We start from the raw sequence: 18,277 nt of genomic DNA, 5'->3' as shown, positions 1-18,277 counted from the left end.
AGGCTACCGCGCCGCCGCACTCGCGCGAGCCACGGAGCGAGGTCGTTCCCTCACCTCCCGGCGTCGCCGCGCCGCGGTCCCCCGGCCGTGCGGTCCCGGTTCCGGAATCGCTCCCTGGTACGACGACACCGCCTGCCCCCTACTAGTCAGCCACCCGTGGTTGCCCCCTCCAGGTCGGAGGTTTCACGCGTCCGGTCGGCGCCGTCACGGGACTCGTCTTCGGCGTCCTCGTCCATCCCCTCCGTGACACCCAGGGTGTCCCCGACCGCGGCACTGGCGTCGGGAGCGGCCGGGGTCAGGCCGTCGAACGTGTGGTCCTGCTCCCCCACCGCGATCACCGCCCCGGAAGTGAGATCCACGAACCCCTCGTCGGACAGTCCCATCGACCGAGCGGAGCGGTACCGATCGTGCCCGGCGGTCCCTGCGTTCTCGTTCGAGTCCTCCCCGGCGCCGTCGATGCCGGTATCGTCAGACCCCTGTCCGGCACCCGGCGCGGCACTTGCCGTACCGGCGCCCGGATTCCGCCCGCCCGAGCGGGCAAAGTTGGCCGTGCCGAAGCTCAGGTCATGACCCACGGCCGCCGCATCCACCTGCACGATCGTGCGCGGGCCGGAATCCGACTGCCACTCGTTGATGCTGAGCTTGCCGGTGACCACCACGGGTTGACCGCAGTGCACGCTCGCCATGACGTGCATGGCCAGGGCGCGGAAGCACCGGATCGAGTACCAGTTGGTGCCGGAGTCGTGCCACGTCTGGGTGGCGGCGTCGAAACGGCGGGACGTGGTGGCCAGGCGGAAGCGCGCGGCCATCGTGCCGTCGTCGAAGAGGTGCGACTGCGGGTCCTTGCCCACGAATCCGCGCAGTGTCACGTGTTCGCTCATGGGGTGCTCCTTCATTCGGTCACCCGCGGCCCGGAGGCCGGCGGGTAAGGGCTGAACCCCGCATCGGGGTGAACCCAGCGTGACGCGCGGGACGCGGCGTCGGCGCTCCGTTCAAGGAGGTGTGGAGAGCCCGATGCCCGGCCGGGCGACGTCGGCCATCTGTGCAGCCCGGACCGCACGGGGTGGTGGAGCAACCCACGTGCGCGAGCGGCTCGGAGGCGTTGCTAAACTGAGTCGTCGCTTCGGCGACCCGCCTCAGTAGCTCAGTGGATAGAGCAGGAGCCTTCTAATCTCTTGGTCGGGGGTTCGACTCCCTCCTGGGGCACCACAAACCTGCTTGCCATAGGCGGGTAGATTCTCCGATGTTGACGCGCGACCGTTTTTCGTTGACACGGCTTCTACGATCAGGTTCATCGCGAGCATCCGAGAGCGCGTGCGCAAGGACGGGACAACCACCTGGGCGGTGCTCTGGCGTGACGCCAACACCGGCAAGCAGACCAGTCGGACAATGCCCACGCTTCAGGACGACCAAGAGCTGGCGAGCTTCCTCACGGCCAATGGGCACAGCTTCGCCCTCGCAGCTCAAGCCGCGGGGCGGATGCGCTCCACCTCACCCACCGTCTCCACCGTGGTAACCGCACACGGGACTGCTGCACGGATAGGTGACATCTGATCTGGCTTGCCCGTAGGGCGGCCTGGAAGGATGTGCACTATGCCTGCTCCCTACCCTCAGGAGTTCCGCGACGATGTCGTGCGCGTCGCGAGGAACCGTGAGGATGACGTCACGATCGAGCAGATCGCGAAGGACTTCGGCGTCCACAAGATGACGCTGCATAAATGGATCCGCCAAGCCGACATCGACGACGGCGACCGTCCCGGCAAGTCGCGCGAGGAGTCCTCCGAGCTGCGTGATGCGCGTAAGCGGATCCGGCTGCTGGAGCAGGAGAACGAGGTCTTGCGCCGCGCCGCTGGGTATCTCTCGCAGGCGAACCTGCCGGGAAAATCCTCTTCCCCCGCAAGCGGGAGGTGCCCCCACCGCTCGTGAACGAGCTCGCTGCCGACGGTATCCCCGTCGCGGTGTCCCTGCGAGTCCTCAAAGCTCTTCCGCCAGCCCTACTACCGATGGCGGAAATAACAGGTCACGGAGTCTGAGCTGGTCGAGGCCTACCGGGCGAACGCGTTGTTCGACGCCCACCGCGATGATCCCGAGCTCGGGTATCGGTTCCTGGTCGGCGAAGCGGAGGCCGCTGGCCAGCGCATGTGCGAGCAGACCGCGTGGCGGATCTGCCGGGACAACCAGCGGTGGTCCGTGTTCGGCAAGAAGCGCAGCAAGAACGGAAAGCGCCCCGGGCCGCCGGTCCACGATGACCTCGTGAAGCGTGACTTCTGCGCTGACGACACCAACGAACTCTGGCTGACCGATATCACCGAGCACTGGACAGAAGATAACAAGCCCTACCTCTGCGCCATCAAGGACGTGTTCTCCGGCCGGATCGTCGGCTGCTCGATCAGCGACAGGATGAAGGCCCACCTCGCGGTGAACGCCCTGGACAACGCGATATCCCGACGTCGCGACGCCGCTGGCTGCATCGTCCACTCGGACAGAGGGTCCCAGTTCAGGTCACGAAAGTTCGTGCACGCTCTGAACCGTCATCACCTCGTGGGCTCGATGGGGAAAGTCGGCGCTGCCGGCGACAACGCCGCGATGGAGTCCTTCTTCTCGCTGCTGCAGAAGAAGGTCCTGGATCGCAAGCGCTGGCGGACCCGAGAAGACCTCCGAATCGCGATCATCACCTGGATCGAGCGGACCTACCACCGCCGTCGCCGACAGGCCCGCCTCGGTCGATTGACCCCCATCGACTACGAGACCATCATGAACCCGGCCGTGAGCCTCGCGGCCTGACACCCCAACTGTCACCTGTTCGTGCAGCAGCCCCCCGGAGTTTTCGACCATATGAAGACGTGTTTTCAATTGATCCGGCTAGTAATGAAGACCCTGATTCCTAAGAGGCTGCCAGCCAGTACATGGCACCGTCTTGAGTGCGCCCCAATACGCCCGTGTCTACGGCGTGACGACGGAAAAATGCGATGTCCAGAACAAACATTCGTAGACGTTCATTGAGAATAGGCTCTGAAATTCTCTCGTCAGCATCTATAACTCGTCGGATTACCGCGGCGACTGTAGAATCGATTTTTTCATGTTGAAGTTCATTAACGTCAATTTTGTTTCCCAAAAGAATCTCATGTGATCCGAGATGCCCGTCGATCGCTCGCAGAGATTCGCTCAGAAAAGTCTCACGAAACCTGACCTCACTGTTACCGATCTCTGCAAAACCAATCTTAATAAGACCTACAATTAAAGGATCGTCCGCACCCTGCTGTGTAGAGGATAACACCTGACTAATTGTTTCTCTATTTTGGGGGCGTCGAAGCATCGCAATTAATGACCTGAGGGGCCTTAATTCTTGACTCATAATTTCCTAACAGTAGTTGAATTTTTTAATCACTTTTGACGAGATTACTGGTGTCCAGGCTATCCATGTTACGAATTCTCCAAACAAGCACCAGAAGTATAGGAATATACGGAATTCCGCTTACTGCAATCCCTGATCTCAGGCTAACATGTTCAGCTGCTATACCCACCAATGGAGCGACAACTATAACAGCGGCCGAATCAAAGCAAGCAAGAACGGAAAAGGCAGTTGCACGTAGATCATTTGGAAGCGTCTCGTGAAGAGCTGCGCCTAGAACTTGAATAAGTATTGATTGGCAGATGACATGGGTGAGAAAACCCCCGACAAGTAATAAGGGTGAATTCGAAGTTGCGAGAGCAGCTAGGCCTGTGCAATTGAAAATAAGAACACCAATAAGGCCATACTCCTTTAAATCAAATTTCCCGATGAAGAAAAATAATATAAAGATGCCAATTTTCATAACAATTAGTGCAATAAACACCATATCGGGTGAGTCATTAATGTTGAAAAACTTAGATTGCCAAGTAAAGAATGCTCCAAGAGCTGCCGCTTTTCCTAGAAGAATAAGCCAGGCTTTCTGACGACGCACGAGTATTCGACCAGATGTGATGAGTGACGACCATAAATTTGATACTCCATTAGACGCCTCCATCTTCTGAGGTGGATCGATGCTCATGATAAACAAGAGTAACGTTGAAATTACGTATGTTATGGCGGCAGCAATCCAAATATATCTTGGATCCCAACTGTTTATAAAATAGCCAAGACCAGCACCAACAACTGTAGCTACCGCGTTCAGCCCTAATAAAATCGCAAGGATAGACCTAGCTGATTCACCTTTTGAGAGACGGTCATTGACTACAAGCGCATCTACTGCGCCGCTCTCTGAAGCTCCTCCGATTCCTGCCAGGATTTGGCCTAGTGCAACCAAAGCAATATTAGTGGGATCAATGAAAAAAATCAAAAACCCAATAATTCTCATTGCATTTCCAATGAGTAACACAAATCGTGGCGACACTCGATCAAATAATATTGATAAAGGAATGTCACTTATTGCAGAGGTAAGTCATACATCGACGAAACCAATGCGAATATAGCTAGTCCAAGTCCGTAGTGCTCAAAATAATAATATCATATGATACGAAAAAGCCGGTACCAAGTGCAAGGAGGAAATTGTAAATTAATTTAATCATCACATAAAAAGGGCTCCTGTGTAAGAGGGACTGGGCGGATCTTTTTTAGTGCTTATGGCAATATATCGACCATTGGTAAAATGGTATGGATCATCAACTGTCATCCCTGTAGCAATAACTTTTACAACAGAAATCGGGGTTCAGGCCAACACCTCCAGTTCGTGGCCGGGGTGAGGCAGAGTTTGCGGCGGAGGAAGTCCACGCCGGAGGGCTGGACGCGCGTGGTGTAGGACGTTCCGACCGTGTCGTCGGTGCGGGTGAAGTCGTAGGCCTTGACCGCGAAATGATGCATGTACTTCTGGTACGGGGTGTTGCGCATCGCGCCCTTGGCGATCATGAGCCCGGAGGCGCGCATCAGATCAAACAGCTTGTTCTGGGACAGGCCGTGCATCTTGGCGATGTTGCCGATGGAGTAGGTGCCGTGACCGGAGAGGAAGGCGTCGTAGGCCTCACCCTTGGGCTCGAGCTCCTTGGCGTAGGCCTCCATTGCCTCGCGCGCCTCGACCTCTCGGGCGTAGGCACGCAGGGCCTCAGGCAGGGACTGCGGGACCTGCATCTGCGGCTGCATTGACCAGGCCCCCGGTCATGCGGATCTGCGGGAGCACCTCGAGGGTGACCACCGTTGGAATGCCTTGACCGCGTCCTTGGCACCCTGGTCGGTCATGCGTCCGGTCTGGCGCAGCAGGACCGCGTGGTAGAGACCGGCCTCAGTGATGACCGTGACGTCCTGGTCTCCCCCAGGGGTGCACGTCTGACGTGTGCCCTTCTCGTCCGCGTCCAACGCACGCACCATGGCGGCGGCGTCGCGGTGGCAGAGCAGCCGCGCCACGTCGCTAGCAACGAACAGTGCTGCGCCGTCCTCCTCGAGGATTCGGACGCCTTGTCCCAGATACTCGTACTGCATCAGATTCGAGCTCATGCCCCGTTCCCTTCTGATGTGTGCTCCCTAGAGCGTTGGTCACTTGATGCGTGCGACTGGTCGAGCTTTGCTCGAACAGCTCCTCCAAGTCGCGGTCGACTTCCCGAGCGACAGGTGCTCGGGATCGCAGGAATGCGAGCGCCGAGCAACGGGCTGGCGGAGCAGCTGCCGGAGGGTGTGGACGAGTTGGGTCCGGAAGAGCGGCAGATGTTGATCGACATGGCGCGTGGGTTGATTCGTCAGGCGCGGTGGGAGCAGAAGCTCGTCGTGGCACTACGAGAAGCGACCGAGAGGCTCAGCCATGAACGCGACACCGAGGACCACGAGCAGGAACCGGGGACGGAAGCGGGCGGCGCGCAGTCGACGTAACAGACCCCCATTACCCGCGCCGGGGTGAGCTCGGCAGCAGAGCCCGCAAGCGCGGGCCGGCATCTGGCTCCTGTACCCGATGAGGCTGCACTGGCGGCCGATGATGCCCTGAGCGAGGGGCGTGAGCGTCGGTCTGCCCAGGATGAGGCTGGGGAGGCCGGCCAGGACGACGGGCACTGGGGCGACCTGTAGGGCGTCCTGTAATGTCGCGGCTCACTGGGGCGCGGCGGCTGTTGGCCCAGGCTTTTCCCAGGTAATTTAGTATGCACATGCAACCACATGGCTTGTGGTTGCCCCCATTCACTGCGCGAGTGCGCGCGGATCCAGGCATTGGAGAACCCCCATGAGCACCCCCACCAACGGTCCCGACGGTTACCCCCAGGGCCCGGTCAATGGCGCACCCCAGCAGGGCTACCCGCAGCAGCAGCCCCCGAAGAAGCGTAAGAAGTGGCCGTGGGTCGTGGGCATCCTCGCGGTGCTTGCGCTGCTGTTGTTCGGCGGCTGCGCGGTCCTAATCGGCGGGGCACTGAACGCCGCCGACGAGGCAACGAATGACCCGAGCCCCGCGGTTGCCCAGCCCACCGCCGAGGCGGGCACCCCGGCGGCCACGGATCCCGCGGCCACGCAGGCCGGCAAGACTGTCACGCTGCGCGCGACGTCGTCCAGCGATGGGATGGTGGCCTTCGGTAACAGTTCGACGCAGAGCAGCCAGAACTTCTCCGGTGAATGGTCCAAGGACCTCACCCTCGAAGACTGGGTGGATGCTGCAACCCTGTCCGTCACCTCAGCCACAATGGGCGGCGACAACGCAGTGACCTGCGAGATCATCTACAACGGCAAGGTCGTCGTGAAGAATGACAGCAGCGGCGACATGTCCTCCGCTTCGTGCACCGCGACGAGTGCCGAGCTGAAGTAACAACCCGCCCCCCCAGAGCGGCAGCGATGGCCCCGCACCGTAATGGTGCGGGGCCATCTTTGTGCCTGTCACCCGCCCACCGTAGATTCGAATACATGTCGATCCCTGGGCTACGGTGATTGAGCCAGGCATCGACGTGCACACGATCCCCCTCGAGCGGCTCTCGGGCTGCACAGACGGCACGGCGATCTGGCTCGACACCCATCTGACGACCACCGAGCGACGCTGCACGCTCACACACGAACTTGTGCACATCACCCGCGGACACACCGGCCACCAACTGCCGGCCATCGAGGCCGCGGTGCGCGAGGAGACCGCGCGCCTGCTCGTTCCCTGGGCGGCTCTGCACGCCAGTCGCGGCGCGCAGCTCGAGATCTGGAACCTCGTCCAAGAGCTCGGCGTCACCCCCCCCCCGGATGCTGGCCGACCGGATCCAGCACGCGAGCGCCAAGGAATGGTGCAGCCTGCAGCACGGCTGACCCAGGGTCGCGTCGGCTGTGTTGACTACCTCAACAGCACCAGGGATATGGACCGTGCCCGTATTGCCGCGTTCCGCAAAGTTCCGCACGTTTCCGCCCTGCAATTGGGCGGGGTGGTGTTTTCGACTCCCTCCTGGGGCACCACTCACCAGCCCGTTCCACCGAAAATCCAGTGGAGCAAAAGCAGCCCAGCGGCACCCCTGGTCACTTTTGCTCAGTTGAAGCGGGCGGGTCTACCATAACAGGCAGCGCCGGGCTGACTGGCCCACTCCACGCAGGACCGGGACACCCCGAGGGGCGGGTGCATTCCCCGCCGCGGGGTGCGAGGATGGCGGGACATCCCACATCTGAGAGGACCGACTATGAACGAGTCCACCCAATCCCTCGCCTCGAATGCCGAGAGCCCCCTGACTCCCCTGATGAAAACGGTCGAGGGCAGCAGTGCCCTGGACCCCTTGGTGGGCTCGGCCGATTCCGTGGCCACCGCCGTGGCCGGGAATCCGACCGTTCGCGACCTCCTGCAGGGCAAGCAGGTGGGCCACGCGCTGCACCCGCTGCTCATCGAGGTGCCCATGGGCACGTGGATGAGCGCGCTCGTGCTCGACCTCATGGGTGGCCGTGACTCCGCCCGTGCCGCGCGGGTGCTCACGGGCGTGGGTGTCCTCTCGGCGGTGCCATCGGCTCTGACCGGATGGGCCGAGTACCACGGGCTGCAGAACCGGGACAAACGTGTGGCCGTGATCCACGCCGGGTCCAACGGCCTGGCCACGGGTCTGCAACTCGCCTCGTGGGTGGCCCGCCGCACCGGACGCCACGGGCTGGGGCGCGTCCTCGCCCTGGGCGGCATGTCCGCCGCCGGCCTGGGCGGTTACCTGGGCGGGCACCTGTCGGTCGCGCGTCAGGTGGGCTCGCGGGACGCGGCCTACGAGGACGGCACGAACGGTCGGGCGCAGAACTAGCGGCCGTAGAACAACCGCTCGAACACCGAGCGGGACTGCCGGGTGATCCGCAGGTAGTCCTCCTCGAGCTGCGCGGCGGAACCGGGTTCGTAGCCGATCCACCGGGCCACGGCCTCGAGGTCCACCCGGCGTGACGGCACGGAATCGGAGGCCCGCCCGGAGCGCAGGACGTTGCCGTTGCGGATGTCCGTGGCAAGTTTCCACGCGTGCTCCAGTACGGCGGCGTCCTCCGGGCCCACGAGGTCGGCAGCCACCGCGGCGTTCAGCGCGGGCAGTGTGGAGGTGGTGCGCAGCTCGGGGACCTCGTGCGCGTGCTGCAGCTGCAGCAACTGCACGAGCCATTCCACGTCCGAGAGCCCGCCCCTGCCCAGCTTCACCTGCCGGGTGGGATCTGCCCCGCGGGGCATCCGCTCGCTCTCCACGCGCGCCTTCATGCGCCGGATGTCCACGAGCTGACGGTCCGTGAATTCGGCCGGGTACCGGAAACGGTCCACCACACGGAAGAACGCCTGGGCCACGTCCTCGGAACCGGCCATGTACCGGGCGCGGGTCAGGGCCTGGAACTCCCAGGTCTGACCCCAGCGCTCGTAGTACTCGGCGTACGAGGCCACCGACCGCACCATGGTGCCCGAGCGCCCTTCCGGACGCAGGTCGTTGTCGATCTCCAGGACCCGTTCGGCGACCACGGGCGGCGTGCACGGTTGCTTCAGGAGCTTGACCATGCGGTTGAGCACGGTTTCCGCGGCACTGCGCGCTTCCCCGGGGTCTGCGTCCGGGGCGGGTGCGTACGCGTACATCACGTCCGCGTCCGAGCCGAAACCGATCTCGCGCCCGCCCTGGCGCCCCATGGCGATCACGAGCACCTCGGCGGGGACAGCGCCGTCGTGCTCGGCCGCGTACTCGGTGCGGGCAAGGTAGAGCGCGGCCATCACGGTGGCCTGGTCCACGTCCGAAAGACCCGTCACGGTGGTCTCCACGCTGGCGACGCCGCTCGTGTCCGCGAGCGCGATGCGCAACTGTTCGCGGCGCCGGATCTGGCGCACGGCCCGGATGGCCTCGCCCGGGTCGTGGTGCCGAGCGACCTGCGCGCGCATCTGTGACACGAGCTCGTCCAGGGACCGGGTGGCCAGCTGGGAGTCGTCGCCCAACCACGCCGTCGCCTCGGGAGAGGTTTCGAGCAGGTCCGAGACGTACCGAGAACTCGAGAGGATGTGACACAACCGCTCGGCCGCGGCGTTGGAATCCCGCAGTAATCGCAGGAACCAGGGTGTGTTGCCCAGGGCCTCGCACACCCTGCGCAGGTTGAGCAGACCGGCGTCCGGGTCCACGCCCTCAGCGAGCCAGTCGAGCAGCACCGGCAGCAGCGTGCGCAGGATCTCGGCTCGCCGGCTCACGCCGCGCGAGAGGGCCTCGATGTGTCGCATCGCGGCCTTGGTGTCCTGGTACCCGAGTGCCGCGAGGCGGTCCCGAGCGGCGTCGGTCGTGAGGGTGGTGTCCGCGGGCGCGTTGGCGAGCGCCGCGAGCATGGGACGGTAGAAGATCCGCTCGTGCATGCTGCGCACGGAGCGCTTGGCCGCGTTCCAGTCGCTCACGAGTTTCTGGGCCGTGGGGTGCGTGCGCTCGGCGGCGCCGTCCACGGACCGGGCGACGACGGCCAGTTCCCGTTCGTCGCGCGGCATCAGGTGCGTCCGCCGCATGCGGAACAACTGGATCCGGTGCTCGAGCAACCGCAGCCATCGGTAGTTGAGTCCGAACTCCTCGGCGTCCGCGCGGCCAATGTAGCCACCCGCGCTCAGCGCCGCGAGGGATTCGGTGGTGGCACGCGTGCGGACGGTATCATCCGAGCGTCCGTGTACGAGTTGTAGCAACTGCACCGTGAACTCGACATCCCGCAGTCCCCCGGGTCCGAGCTTGATCTGCCGGTCCCGGTCCGCCTCAGGGATGTTCTCCGTGACCCTGCGGCGCATGGCCTGGACGGATTCCACGAAGCCCTCGCGCTCGGCGGATGACCAGATGAACGGCGCGATGGCCGCCTCGTAGCGCCGCCCGAGGTCCTGATCGCCCGCGACGCACCGGGCCTTGAGCAGCGCCTGGAACTCCCAGGACTTGGCCCAGCGCTTGTAATAGCGCACGTGGGAGTCCAGTGTCCGCACGAGCGGCCCGTCCTTGCCCTCGGGCCGTAGGTTCGCGTCCACTTCCCACAACGCCGGCTCGGGACCGGCGGCCATCATGGCCTGCGCGAGGGTGTGGGCCATCTCGGTGGCGATCTCCGTGCTCGTGCTCTCGTCCGGGGTGTCCCCGGCGTCGGAGGCCCGGGTCTCCCCGACGTAGACCACGTCCACGTCCGAGATGTAGTTCAGCTCTCGGGCGCCACACTTGCCCATGCCGATCACCGCGAGCCGTACCTGCTCCACGAGGGCGGGCTCCCAGCGCTCGGCGGCGTGAGCGCGCGCCACCGCCAGGCCGGCCTCGAGGGCGGCCCCGGCGAGGTCCGCGAGTTGCCGGCCGACGGCGGGCATGTAGGCCACCGGGTCCACGGCCCCGACGTCCCGGACGGCCACGCGCGCGAGCCCGCGGCGATAGGCCACGCGCAACGCCTTGTGCGCGTCCTGTCCCGTGAGCGATGCCACCGGGGTGTCCGCCTGCGGATCGGCGCCCACCGATTCGAGCAGCGCCGCACGGAAGACCTCCGCGCGGTCCGCCTTCGGCTCGTCCACGGGCGGGATGTCCAGCAGGTCCAGGTTCTCGGGGGCGCGCAGCAGGAACTCCCCCAGCGCCTCGGACGCACCCAGCAAGCGGAACATGGTCTCGGACTCTCGGGGGTCCCCGTTGATTCGCCGCGCGACCTCCGGGTGGTTCTCGATGAGCCGCACGATGAGCTGCAGCGCCACGTCCGGCGACGCCGCGTGGGCCAGTCCCGCGAGCAGCGCGGACAGGTCCACGCCGTCCAGTTCCCGGAACCCCAGCCAGCGCCGGGCATTCGTGACGTCCGCGAAACCGATCGAGATCAGTTGCTTGGCCGAGATCTTCTCCGCGCGCTCCTTGGCGGTGCCCGGGGTGTCAGTCATGGTCTGCCCCTACAGGATGCCCAGGTTGGTCCGCAGTTCGTAGGGCGAGACCTCCTGGCGGTACTGGTCCCAGTCGCGGCGCTTGTTGCGTAGGAAGTACTCGAAGACCTGCTCGCCCAAAAGCTCCGCCATGAACTCCGATTCCTCGGTCAGCCGGATCGCGTCGTGGAGGCTGCCCGGCAGGGGTTGGTGGCCCACGGCGCGGCGCTCGGCGCTGCTCATGGCGAACACGTCGTCCATCTCCACGGGCGGCAGCTCGTACTCGTTCTCGATCCCCTTGAGCCCCGCCCCCAGCAGCGCGGCGTAGGACAGGTACGGGTTCGTCGCGGAGTCGATCCCCCGGTACTCGATCCGGGAGGACTGCACCTTGTCCGGCTTGTAGAGCGGCACACGCACCAGCGCCGAGCGGTTGTTGTGGCCCCATGACATATACGACGGCGCTTCGTCACCGGCCCACAGTCGCTTGTAGGAGTTCACGAACTGATTGGTCACGGACGTGAACTCGGGGGCGTGGCGCAGCAGCCCGGCGATGAAGTGCCGCCCGGTCTCGGAGAGCCGGAACTCGGCCCCGGCCTCGTAGAACGCGTTGGTGTCCCCCTCGAACAGGGAGAAGTGCGTGTGCATCCCCGAGCCGGGGTGACGGGAGAACGGCTTGGGCATGAAGGTCGCGTAGATCCCCTGGGACAGGGCCACCTCGCGCACCACGGTGCGGAACGTCATGATGTTGTCCGCGGTCTGCAGCGCGTCCGCGTAGCGCAGGTCGATCTCGTTCTGACCCGGTCCGGCCTCGTGGTGCGAGAACTCCACGGAGATGCCCACCGATTCGAGCATGTTCACCGCGGTGCGGCGGAAGTCTTGGACCACTCCCCCCGGGACGTGATCGAAGTACCCCTCGTAGTCCACCGGTACGGGTTCGCCGGTGCTCGGGTCCAGCTCGGGCGAGCGCAACAGGTAGAACTCGATCTCGGGAGCGGTGTAGCACGTGAAGCCCATGTCCGAGGCCTTGGCGAGCACGCGGCGCAGAACCCCGCGGGGATCCGCCGCGGAAGGCTCACCGTCCGGGGTCTTCAGGTCGCAGAACATCCGGGAGGTCGGCTCGTCCTCCCCGCGCCACGGCAGCAACTGAAACGTGGCGGGATCCGGTTGCAGGAGCATGTCGGACTCGAAGATCCGCGACAGCCCCTCGATCGAGGAGCCGTCGAACCCGAGGCCCTCCTCGAACGCGGCCTCCACCTCAGCGGGTGCCAGCGCAATGGACTTGAGGGTCCCCACGACGTCCGTGAACCACAACCGGACGAACCGGACGTCCCGGTCCTCGATGGTGCGCAGAACGAATTCTTGCTGACGGTCCATGGGTCCACCTCGGATTCCTGGGGCGTGTGACACAGCGGCTGCGGGCTCACGTACCGGGGCCATGCCCGGGACGAGCCACGTCACAACTGTATCGGTCGCAGCAGCGTTCCCCGCGCCCGTCTCCCCCATCTGTCCGCTCGCGTGTTCCCGCCCCGGTCCGCACGGCGATCGGGTTGCCGAGCCAGTGCCGCTCCCCGCCCGGAACCCCTGGGCCCGACCGGCCGGTACCCTGACACCATGAGCGAAACGCAGCCTTCGTCCGGTTCCCCCGCCGAGAAATCCCTCGCCCAGATCGCCCGCGTGCGGACCCTGCACCTGCAGCGTGCCAAGGACGCCGGGGAGAAGTTCTCCATGCTCACGAGCTACGACACGCTCACCGCGGGGATCTTCGACCGAGCCGGCGTGGACGTCCTGCTCGTGGGTGATTCGCTCGGCAACACGGTGCTCGGACACGAGTCCACCCTGCCGGTCACGCTCGAGCACATGATCACGTTCTCCGCGGCGGTCGTCCGCGGCGTACAGCGCAGCCTCGTGGTCGTGGACCTGCCCTTCGGCTCGTACGAGGAGTCCCCGGATCAGGCCGTGCGCAGCGCGGTGCGGATCATGAAGGAGTCCGGCGCGCACGCCGTGAAGATCGAGGCGGGGGAAGCGCTCGCGGAGCACGTGGCCGCCGTGGTGCGCGCTGGGATCCCTGTCATGGGTCACGTCGGATTCACCCCGCAGTCCGAGCACGCGCTGGGCGGGTTCCGGATCCAGGGCCGCGGCGAGGCCGGGGAGCAGCTACTGCGCGACGCCCGTGCCGTGCAGGACGCCGGGTGCTTCGCCGTCGTCCTGGAAATGGTGTCCGCGGACGCCGCGGCACGAGTGGAGGACGAGCTGCGGATCCCCACGGTGGGGATCGGCGCCGGGAATGTGACCACCGGCCAGGTGCTCGTGTGGCAGGACATGCTGGGGTTGCGCACCGGGAAGATGCCGCGTTTCGTCAAGCAGTACGCGCAGCTCGCTCAGGTCGCCGACGACGCCGTGCGCGGCTACGTGGCCGACGTCCGCTCCGGTGCGTTCCCGGCCGAGGAGCACTCCTACCGGGGGTGACGCCCGGGTCACCCCGAACGAGAATGGGACCGGGCGACGTCGCCGCCCGGCCCTACAGAGTCAGTCACCCTTGAACGCGGCGTCCTCGTCGTCCCAGCGCTTGGTGTTCTCCGCGGCGCGCTCGAGGGCGCGCGAGGCCTCCTCGCGGGTCGCGTAGGGGCCCATGAGCTTGCGGTAGTCGTCCTTGGGGCCTTCCTCGACCTGCTTGGTGTAGAGGTTGTACCAGTACTCGGCCATGATCTTCCTCCCTGTGCGGCACCGTGCCGTACACCCGCCCCGCGGCGGGGTCGCGAACCTTCCCGGCCGAACGGGCCCGGGACTCAAGGATTAGGCTAGTTGCTGAACCAGGTGTTCGGGGCGCCTTGACGCCTCACAGCACGAACACGCCCGCGATCGCCGCAGGAGGCAATGACCCATCGTGACCACGCACAATCTCGCACCAGCACCCGGATCCACCGCACCGCGCGGCGCGCTGCGCCCCGGGAGCCTCGCCCCGCGGCGCCACGTCCCGGGCGGGATCGAACGGCCGGAGTACGTGGGACGCCGGGACGCGAACGAGGGTCACGCCTCCAACGTGTACACCCCCGAAGAGATCGAGCTGGTGCGCGAGGCCGGCCGGATCGCCGCCCGTGCGCTGCAGGCCGCGGGCGCGGAGGCCAAGCCCGGCGTGACCACGGATGAACTGGACCGGATCGCGCACGAGTACATGTGTGATCACGGGGCATACCCCTCGTGCCTCGAGTATCGCGGGTTCCCCAAGTCCATCTGCACGTCACTCAACGAGGTGATCTGTCACGGCATCCCCGATTCCACCGTGCTCGAGGACGGGGACATCATCAACCTGGACGTCACCGCATACAAGAACGGCATGCACGGGGACACCAATGCCATGTTCCTGGTGGGTGACGTGGACGAGGACTCCCGCCTGCTCGTGGAACGCACGCACGAGGCGATGAACCGCGGGATCAAGGCCGTGCGTCCCGGGCGTGAAATCAACGTGATCGGGCGCGTCATCGAGAAGTACGCCAAGCGTTTCGACTACGGGGTCGTGCGCGACTTCACCGGGCACGGCGTGGGGCGCGAGTTCCACACGGGTCTGATCGTCCCGCACTACGACGCCGCCCCGTCCTACGCCACCGAGATGGTCCCGGGAATGATCTTCACGATCGAACCCATGCTGACCCTCGGCTCCATCACGTGGGACCAGTGGTCCGACGACTGGACCATCACGACCCATGACAAGATGCGCACTGCACAGTTCGAACACACCATGGTCGTAACTGATGACGGCGTGGAGATCCTCACCCTCCCGTAAGATCGAGCGACGGGGCGGGCTGCGTCGCGTCCACCTCCGCATAGTTTCCACCGTGAACCGAAGGGACCGTTCATGAGCTCAGGTACTCCGCAGGGTGTCGTATCGCAGTGTGGCATCGGAATCGACATTGGTGGTACCGGCACCAAGGGTGGGATCGTGGATCTCGCCACCGGCCAACTCGTGGGTGAACGGTTCCGCATCCCCACGCCGCAGCCCGCCACGCCGGAAGCCGTGGCCGGCGTCGTCAAGCAGATCGTGGACGAACTGCAGTCCCGCCCCGAGGCTCCGGCCCCGGACAGCCACGTGGGCATCGTTTTCCCCGCCATCATCAAGAACGGGGTGGCGCTGTCCGCGGCGAACGTGGACAAGTCGTGGATCAACACGAACGTGGATGCCCTCATGACCGAAACGCTGGGCCGTGAGGTCGAGGCCCTCAACGACGCCGACGGCGCCGGGCTCGCCGAAGCGCACTACGGCGCAGGCAAGGGCAAGGAAGGCCTGGTCATGGTGATCACCCTGGGCACAGGGATCGGTTCCGCGATGATCCTCAACGGCCAACTGGTCCCCAACGCCGAGCTCGGTCACCTGGAGATCGACGGCTTCGATGCCGAGACCAAGGCCTCGGCCGCCGCCCGGGAACGCGAGCAGCTGCCCTGGAAGAAGTGGGCCAAGAAGCGGCTGCAGCGGTACTTCTCCCACGTGGAGTTCCTGTTCTCCCCGTCCCTGTTCGTGATCGGGGGCGGTGTGTCCAAGAACTCGGAGAAGTTCCTGCCCTACCTCGAACTGCGGACACCGGTAGAGATCGCCGCGCTGCGCAACAACGCCGGCATCGTGGGTGCTGCGCTGTGGGCCCAGCAGTGCCGGGACGCCCAGGCCGCCAAGCCGGTCATCGACCCCGTGAAGTGACGGACGCCCGTCCCGGGCCGTGGAGATCCTCCGCGCTCGGGACGGTACCGACCCGCCCCGGAAATGGGTGAGACCCCGAAGGTGACCGCGGCTTCCCCTCCGCGGACCCTCGGGGTCTCGTATTGCGAGTCTAAGTACTCAACGCATTCGGATCAAGCCGTCAGGTGGTCGCCCAGGTCGGTGAGGAATTCCCCCACGGGAGCGTCCACTTTCACGGTGGCCATCGAGTCCCCTCCGGTGACGCCGTGGTTGACGATCACCACGGGGATCCCCTCTCGGTCTGCTTGCCGCACGAACCGGCGTCCGGAGTTCACGGTCAACGACGATCCCGCCACGAGTAGCGCCTCGGACCGCGCGACCATGCGCCGCGCCAGGGCCACGCGGTGCGACGGCGCGTTCTCCCCGAAGAACACGACATCCGGTTTCAGCACCCCCTGGCACACGGGGCAGTCCCACACACGGAAACCGCCGGTGTGCTCCACGGTGGCGTCCGCGTCCGGGGCGTATTCGATGTCGTCCGCCGAGGCCATGCCGTCGTAGAACCCGGGGTTCAACTCGTCCAGGTAGCGCGAGACCTGTTCCCGGGGGAACCGGGACGAGCACGAGGTGCACAACACCCACGCGTAGGTGCCGTGCAGGTCCACCACGGCCACGGAGCCGGCTTTCTGGTGCAGCCGGTCGATGTTCTGGGTGATGATCCCGTCCACCAGACCGGCGGCCTCGAGCCGGGCCAGCGCCTCGTGGGCGGCGGACGGTTGTGCCCGGGCCACGAAGTGCCAGCCGTACTGGTTACGGGCCCAGTAATGCCGGCGACTCGCCACACTGCCCATGAACTCCTGGTACGTCATGGGGGAACGAGGTTTGGCGCCCGGGCCGCGGTAGTCGGGGATCCCGGACGGGGTGCTCACCCCCGCGCCCGTGAGCACCGCGATCTGCTTGCCCCGCAGCACCTCGAGAACGCGCGGCAGACCGTCCCGGGCGTTCAGTGCATGGGGATCGGGGAAGAGGCTTTCGTCCACCGGTGCGCCGTAACCGGCGCGCAGTACTCGCAGGGGCATCAGGACCGGGGCAGGTTCTCGAGGACGCCCCGCAGTCGATCCCATTCCCGGGCCTGGGTGATGTCGGCGGAGCTGACGTCACGAATGATCCCGCGGGCGTCGATGGTGATGGTGTGGCGCTGGGCGCACCCTGCGTCCTCGTCCAGGACACCGTAGCGGCGGGCCACGTCCCCGTGGGGCCAGTGATCGGAGAGCATCTGGAAGTCGTAGGACTCCTGCCGCGCGAACGCGTCCAATGCGAAGTGGCTGTCCGTGGAAATGCACACCACGACGGCGTCGAACTCATCGAACATGTCCGCGTGATCTTGCAGATGGCACAGCTCGTCCGTGCAGATCGGCGAGAACGCGTAGGGGAAGAACACGAGCACGACCGGCGCACCCCGGTAGTCGCCCAGGGAGCGGGACTCGCCGTGACGGTCCTGGAGGGTGAAGTCCGGCGCGGTGGATCCGATGGCACTCATGAGAGCCCTTCCTGCCGCGCGGGAGCGCCGCGGCGCGCGCTCAGAAGTTTCGTTTGGGGGTCAGGCGGGAGACGGACCAGTCCGGGGAGACCCGTGCCGCGCTCGTGACGTGCAGACCGGCGGTCGAGGCCGCTTCCTGGATGTCAGCGGGAGAGACGTGGTCCTGGCGGCCGGCCTTGGGCGTCAGCAACCACACGACACCGCCGTCGTCGAGGGTGGTTTGGACGTCCACGAGCTCGTCAACCAGATCGCCGTCCCCGTCACGCCACCACAGCACGACGGCGTCCACGACCTCTTGCGCGTCCTCGTCGAAGAGCTCCGAGCCGATCGCGTCCTCGATCCGCTCGCGCAGATCCGCGTCGACATCGTCGTCGTAACCGAATTCCTGGACGTAGTCGCCGTCCTTCAGATTCAGTTGCGCCGCAATGCTCTCCTCGGGGGCTTTCGCCTCGCTCACCGTAACTCTCCTTCACTGCTGTCTCGCGCGGGGCCGGACCGTCGGCTCAACGACGCTGCCGGACCTCACCCTCACCGCGACGGGGATGTCAACGGTGCGTAATAAAGACAACACTGGATTGTCCCCGCGTTCAAGCCACACCACGAACCGCGGGGCGAATCGGGTGACTTGTGACACATTCCACACTCGTGGCGGCCCGGCGCAGGCGGTGTGACGCGTGAAACGGTGTGGTCACTGCCGGTGACGCCATCGCGTGTGACACGATGAAAGGACGACGGCATCGGCCTGTCCGAGCACCCGCCGCCTGACACACCGCTCCGACACCGGGGATCCCGTGACACGGAGCTGACGATAGAGAGGTTCTCGTGTCTTCCGAC

At 65.2% G+C, this 18,277-nt stretch carries 18 protein-coding genes, 1 tRNA gene and 1 pseudogene; 9 read left to right on the top strand and 11 right to left on the bottom strand.

The genetic code is table 11. The features are described from left to right. Positions 1–146: 146 nt before the first annotated feature. Positions 147–881: a single-stranded DNA-binding protein gene (locus Q9R22_RS06935; RefSeq protein WP_131332757.1), complete on the bottom strand. Its 735-nt coding sequence runs from the start codon at positions 879–881 to the stop codon at positions 147–149. Positions 882–1,133: 252 nt separating this feature from the next. Here Q9R22_RS06935 and Q9R22_RS06930 point away from each other — a divergent pair. Both Q9R22_RS06930 and Q9R22_RS06925 read left to right on the top strand, forming a co-directional pair. Beyond that, positions 1,134–1,209: transfer RNA gene (locus Q9R22_RS06930), tRNA-Arg, on the top strand. A 384-nt stretch (positions 1,210–1,593) separates the two neighbouring features. Continuing rightward, positions 1,594–2,784, top strand: a pseudogene (locus Q9R22_RS06925) (IS3 family transposase). Between the two features lie 100 nt (positions 2,785–2,884). On the opposite strand, the gene Q9R22_RS06920 reads toward Q9R22_RS06925, so the two are convergent. The 4 genes from Q9R22_RS06920 to Q9R22_RS06905 all read right to left on the bottom strand — a co-directional run bounded on the left by Q9R22_RS06920 (position 2,885) and on the right by Q9R22_RS06905 (position 5,467). After that, entirely contained in the window at positions 2,885–3,277 is a 393-nt protein-coding gene (locus tag Q9R22_RS06920) for a DUF2087 domain-containing protein (protein WP_165489781.1), read from the bottom strand. 103 nt (positions 3,278–3,380) lie between these two features. After that, entirely contained in the window at positions 3,381–4,409 is a 1,029-nt protein-coding gene (locus tag Q9R22_RS06915; RefSeq protein WP_131332753.1) for an MFS transporter, read from the bottom strand. A gap of 260 nt (positions 4,410–4,669) precedes the next feature. Further along, positions 4,670–5,116, bottom strand: coding sequence for a phage antirepressor KilAC domain-containing protein (locus tag Q9R22_RS06910; RefSeq protein WP_131332751.1), 447 nt, complete (start codon positions 5,114–5,116; stop codon positions 4,670–4,672). Positions 5,117–5,131: 15 nt separating this feature from the next. Beyond that, complete coding sequence (locus Q9R22_RS06905; protein ID WP_131332749.1) at positions 5,132–5,467, bottom strand: Bro-N domain-containing protein; 336 nt, start codon at positions 5,465–5,467, stop codon at positions 5,132–5,134. Between the two features lie 132 nt (positions 5,468–5,599). Between Q9R22_RS06905 and Q9R22_RS06900 the strand changes: the two genes are divergently transcribed. The 4 genes from Q9R22_RS06900 (at position 5,600) to Q9R22_RS06885 (ending at position 8,190) form a co-directional block, all read left to right on the top strand. Further along, entirely contained in the window at positions 5,600–5,836 is a 237-nt protein-coding gene (locus Q9R22_RS06900; protein WP_131332747.1) for a hypothetical protein, read from the top strand. Positions 5,837–6,179: 343 nt separating this feature from the next. Then, positions 6,180–6,752, top strand: coding sequence for a hypothetical protein (locus Q9R22_RS06895; protein ID WP_131332745.1), 573 nt, complete (start codon positions 6,180–6,182; stop codon positions 6,750–6,752). Between the two features lie 136 nt (positions 6,753–6,888). Then, positions 6,889–7,473: an ImmA/IrrE family metallo-endopeptidase gene (locus tag Q9R22_RS06890; protein WP_311254130.1), complete on the top strand. Its 585-nt coding sequence runs from the start codon at positions 6,889–6,891 to the stop codon at positions 7,471–7,473. 120 nt (positions 7,474–7,593) lie between these two features. Next, positions 7,594–8,190 carry a DUF2231 domain-containing protein gene (locus Q9R22_RS06885; RefSeq protein WP_131332743.1) on the top strand — a complete coding sequence of 199 codons (597 nt, stop codon included), beginning with the start codon at positions 7,594–7,596 and terminating at the stop codon, positions 8,188–8,190. On the opposite strand, the gene Q9R22_RS06880 is transcribed toward Q9R22_RS06885, so the two are convergent. Beyond that, on the bottom strand, positions 8,187–11,258 hold the full coding sequence (locus Q9R22_RS06880) for a bifunctional [glutamine synthetase] adenylyltransferase/[glutamine synthetase]-adenylyl-L-tyrosine phosphorylase (RefSeq protein ID WP_131332741.1): 3,072 nt from the start codon (positions 11,256–11,258) through the stop codon (positions 8,187–8,189). The genes Q9R22_RS06885 and Q9R22_RS06880 overlap by 4 nt on opposite strands. 9 nt (positions 11,259–11,267) lie before the next feature. Beyond that, the gene (locus Q9R22_RS06875) at positions 11,268–12,611 is read right to left on the bottom strand and encodes a glutamine synthetase family protein (protein ID WP_131332740.1); all 1,344 of its coding nucleotides are present in this window, start codon (positions 12,609–12,611) and stop codon (positions 11,268–11,270) included. A 237-nt stretch (positions 12,612–12,848) separates the two neighbouring features. Between Q9R22_RS06875 and panB the strand changes: the two genes are divergently transcribed. Then, the gene (gene panB, locus Q9R22_RS06870) at positions 12,849–13,703 is read left to right on the top strand and encodes a 3-methyl-2-oxobutanoate hydroxymethyltransferase (protein WP_085108670.1); all 855 of its coding nucleotides are present in this window, start codon (positions 12,849–12,851) and stop codon (positions 13,701–13,703) included. Between the two features lie 60 nt (positions 13,704–13,763). Here panB and Q9R22_RS06865 read toward each other — a convergent pair whose 3' ends face one another. Continuing rightward, positions 13,764–13,940 (bottom strand): SPOR domain-containing protein, encoded by a 177-nt coding sequence (locus tag Q9R22_RS06865; RefSeq protein WP_121544375.1) that lies wholly within the window; start codon positions 13,938–13,940, stop codon positions 13,764–13,766. A 181-nt stretch (positions 13,941–14,121) separates the two neighbouring features. Between Q9R22_RS06865 and map the strand changes: the two genes are divergently transcribed. Together map and ppgK are read left to right on the top strand one after the other, a co-directional pair. Beyond that, positions 14,122–15,018, top strand: a complete 897-nt coding sequence (map, locus tag Q9R22_RS06860) for a type I methionyl aminopeptidase (protein ID WP_131332738.1) — start codon at positions 14,122–14,124, stop codon at positions 15,016–15,018. Positions 15,019–15,090: 72 nt separating this feature from the next. After that, entirely contained in the window at positions 15,091–15,924 is an 834-nt protein-coding gene (gene ppgK, locus Q9R22_RS06855; protein ID WP_064847240.1) for a polyphosphate--glucose phosphotransferase, read from the top strand. A gap of 152 nt (positions 15,925–16,076) precedes the next feature. On the opposite strand, the gene Q9R22_RS06850 is transcribed toward ppgK, so the two are convergent. From Q9R22_RS06850 to Q9R22_RS06840, 3 genes are read right to left on the bottom strand one after another with little or no spacing between them, the layout of a single operon-like run. Next, positions 16,077–16,982 carry a Sir2 family NAD-dependent protein deacetylase gene (locus tag Q9R22_RS06850; protein ID WP_098054972.1) on the bottom strand — a complete coding sequence of 302 codons (906 nt, stop codon included), beginning with the start codon at positions 16,980–16,982 and terminating at the stop codon, positions 16,077–16,079. Then, the gene (locus Q9R22_RS06845; protein WP_098054971.1) at positions 16,982–17,443 is read right to left on the bottom strand and encodes a redoxin domain-containing protein; all 462 of its coding nucleotides are present in this window, start codon (positions 17,441–17,443) and stop codon (positions 16,982–16,984) included. Before Q9R22_RS06845 ends, Q9R22_RS06850 begins: the two co-directional genes overlap by 1 nt. Before the next feature lie 40 nt (positions 17,444–17,483). Continuing rightward, positions 17,484–17,900: a DUF3052 domain-containing protein gene (locus tag Q9R22_RS06840; RefSeq protein ID WP_035962250.1), complete on the bottom strand. Its 417-nt coding sequence runs from the start codon at positions 17,898–17,900 to the stop codon at positions 17,484–17,486. Between the last annotated feature and the right edge of the window lie 377 nt (positions 17,901–18,277).

It is taken from the genome of Kocuria sp. PD6, assembly GCF_031844145.1.
Taxonomy (GTDB): domain Bacteria; phylum Actinomycetota; class Actinomycetes; order Actinomycetales; family Micrococcaceae; genus Kocuria; species Kocuria marina.
The sequence above is the reverse complement of the archived record's forward strand: the minus strand, read 5'-3'. Positions and strand labels throughout refer to the sequence as shown.

What these genes read in the sequence shown, in the direction of transcription:
- Q9R22_RS06935 (WP_131332757.1), bottom strand. Translation starts at nt 881, where the DNA reads ATGAGCGAACACGTGACACTGCGCGGATTCGTGGGCAAGGACCCGCAG.
- Q9R22_RS06910 (WP_131332751.1), bottom strand. Translation starts at nt 5,116, where the DNA reads ATGCAGCCGCAGATGCAGGTCCCGCAGTCCCTGCCTGAGGCCCTGCGT.
- Q9R22_RS06905 (WP_131332749.1), bottom strand. Translation starts at nt 5,467, where the DNA reads ATGAGCTCGAATCTGATGCAGTACGAGTATCTGGGACAAGGCGTCCGA.
- Q9R22_RS06900 (WP_131332747.1), top strand. Translation starts at nt 5,600, where the DNA reads ATGCGAGCGCCGAGCAACGGGCTGGCGGAGCAGCTGCCGGAGGGTGTG.
- Q9R22_RS06895 (WP_131332745.1), top strand. Translation starts at nt 6,180, where the DNA reads ATGAGCACCCCCACCAACGGTCCCGACGGTTACCCCCAGGGCCCGGTC.
- Q9R22_RS06885 (WP_131332743.1), top strand. Translation starts at nt 7,594, where the DNA reads ATGAACGAGTCCACCCAATCCCTCGCCTCGAATGCCGAGAGCCCCCTG.
- Q9R22_RS06880 (WP_131332741.1), bottom strand. Translation starts at nt 11,258, where the DNA reads ATGACTGACACCCCGGGCACCGCCAAGGAGCGCGCGGAGAAGATCTCG.
- Q9R22_RS06875 (WP_131332740.1), bottom strand. Translation starts at nt 12,611, where the DNA reads ATGGACCGTCAGCAAGAATTCGTTCTGCGCACCATCGAGGACCGGGAC.
- panB (WP_085108670.1), top strand. Translation starts at nt 12,849, where the DNA reads ATGAGCGAAACGCAGCCTTCGTCCGGTTCCCCCGCCGAGAAATCCCTC.
- Q9R22_RS06865 (WP_121544375.1), bottom strand. Translation starts at nt 13,940, where the DNA reads ATGGCCGAGTACTGGTACAACCTCTACACCAAGCAGGTCGAGGAAGGC.
- ppgK (WP_064847240.1), top strand. Translation starts at nt 15,091, where the DNA reads ATGAGCTCAGGTACTCCGCAGGGTGTCGTATCGCAGTGTGGCATCGGA.
- Q9R22_RS06850 (WP_098054972.1), bottom strand. Translation starts at nt 16,982, where the DNA reads ATGCCCCTGCGAGTACTGCGCGCCGGTTACGGCGCACCGGTGGACGAA.
- Q9R22_RS06845 (WP_098054971.1), bottom strand. Translation starts at nt 17,443, where the DNA reads ATGAGTGCCATCGGATCCACCGCGCCGGACTTCACCCTCCAGGACCGT.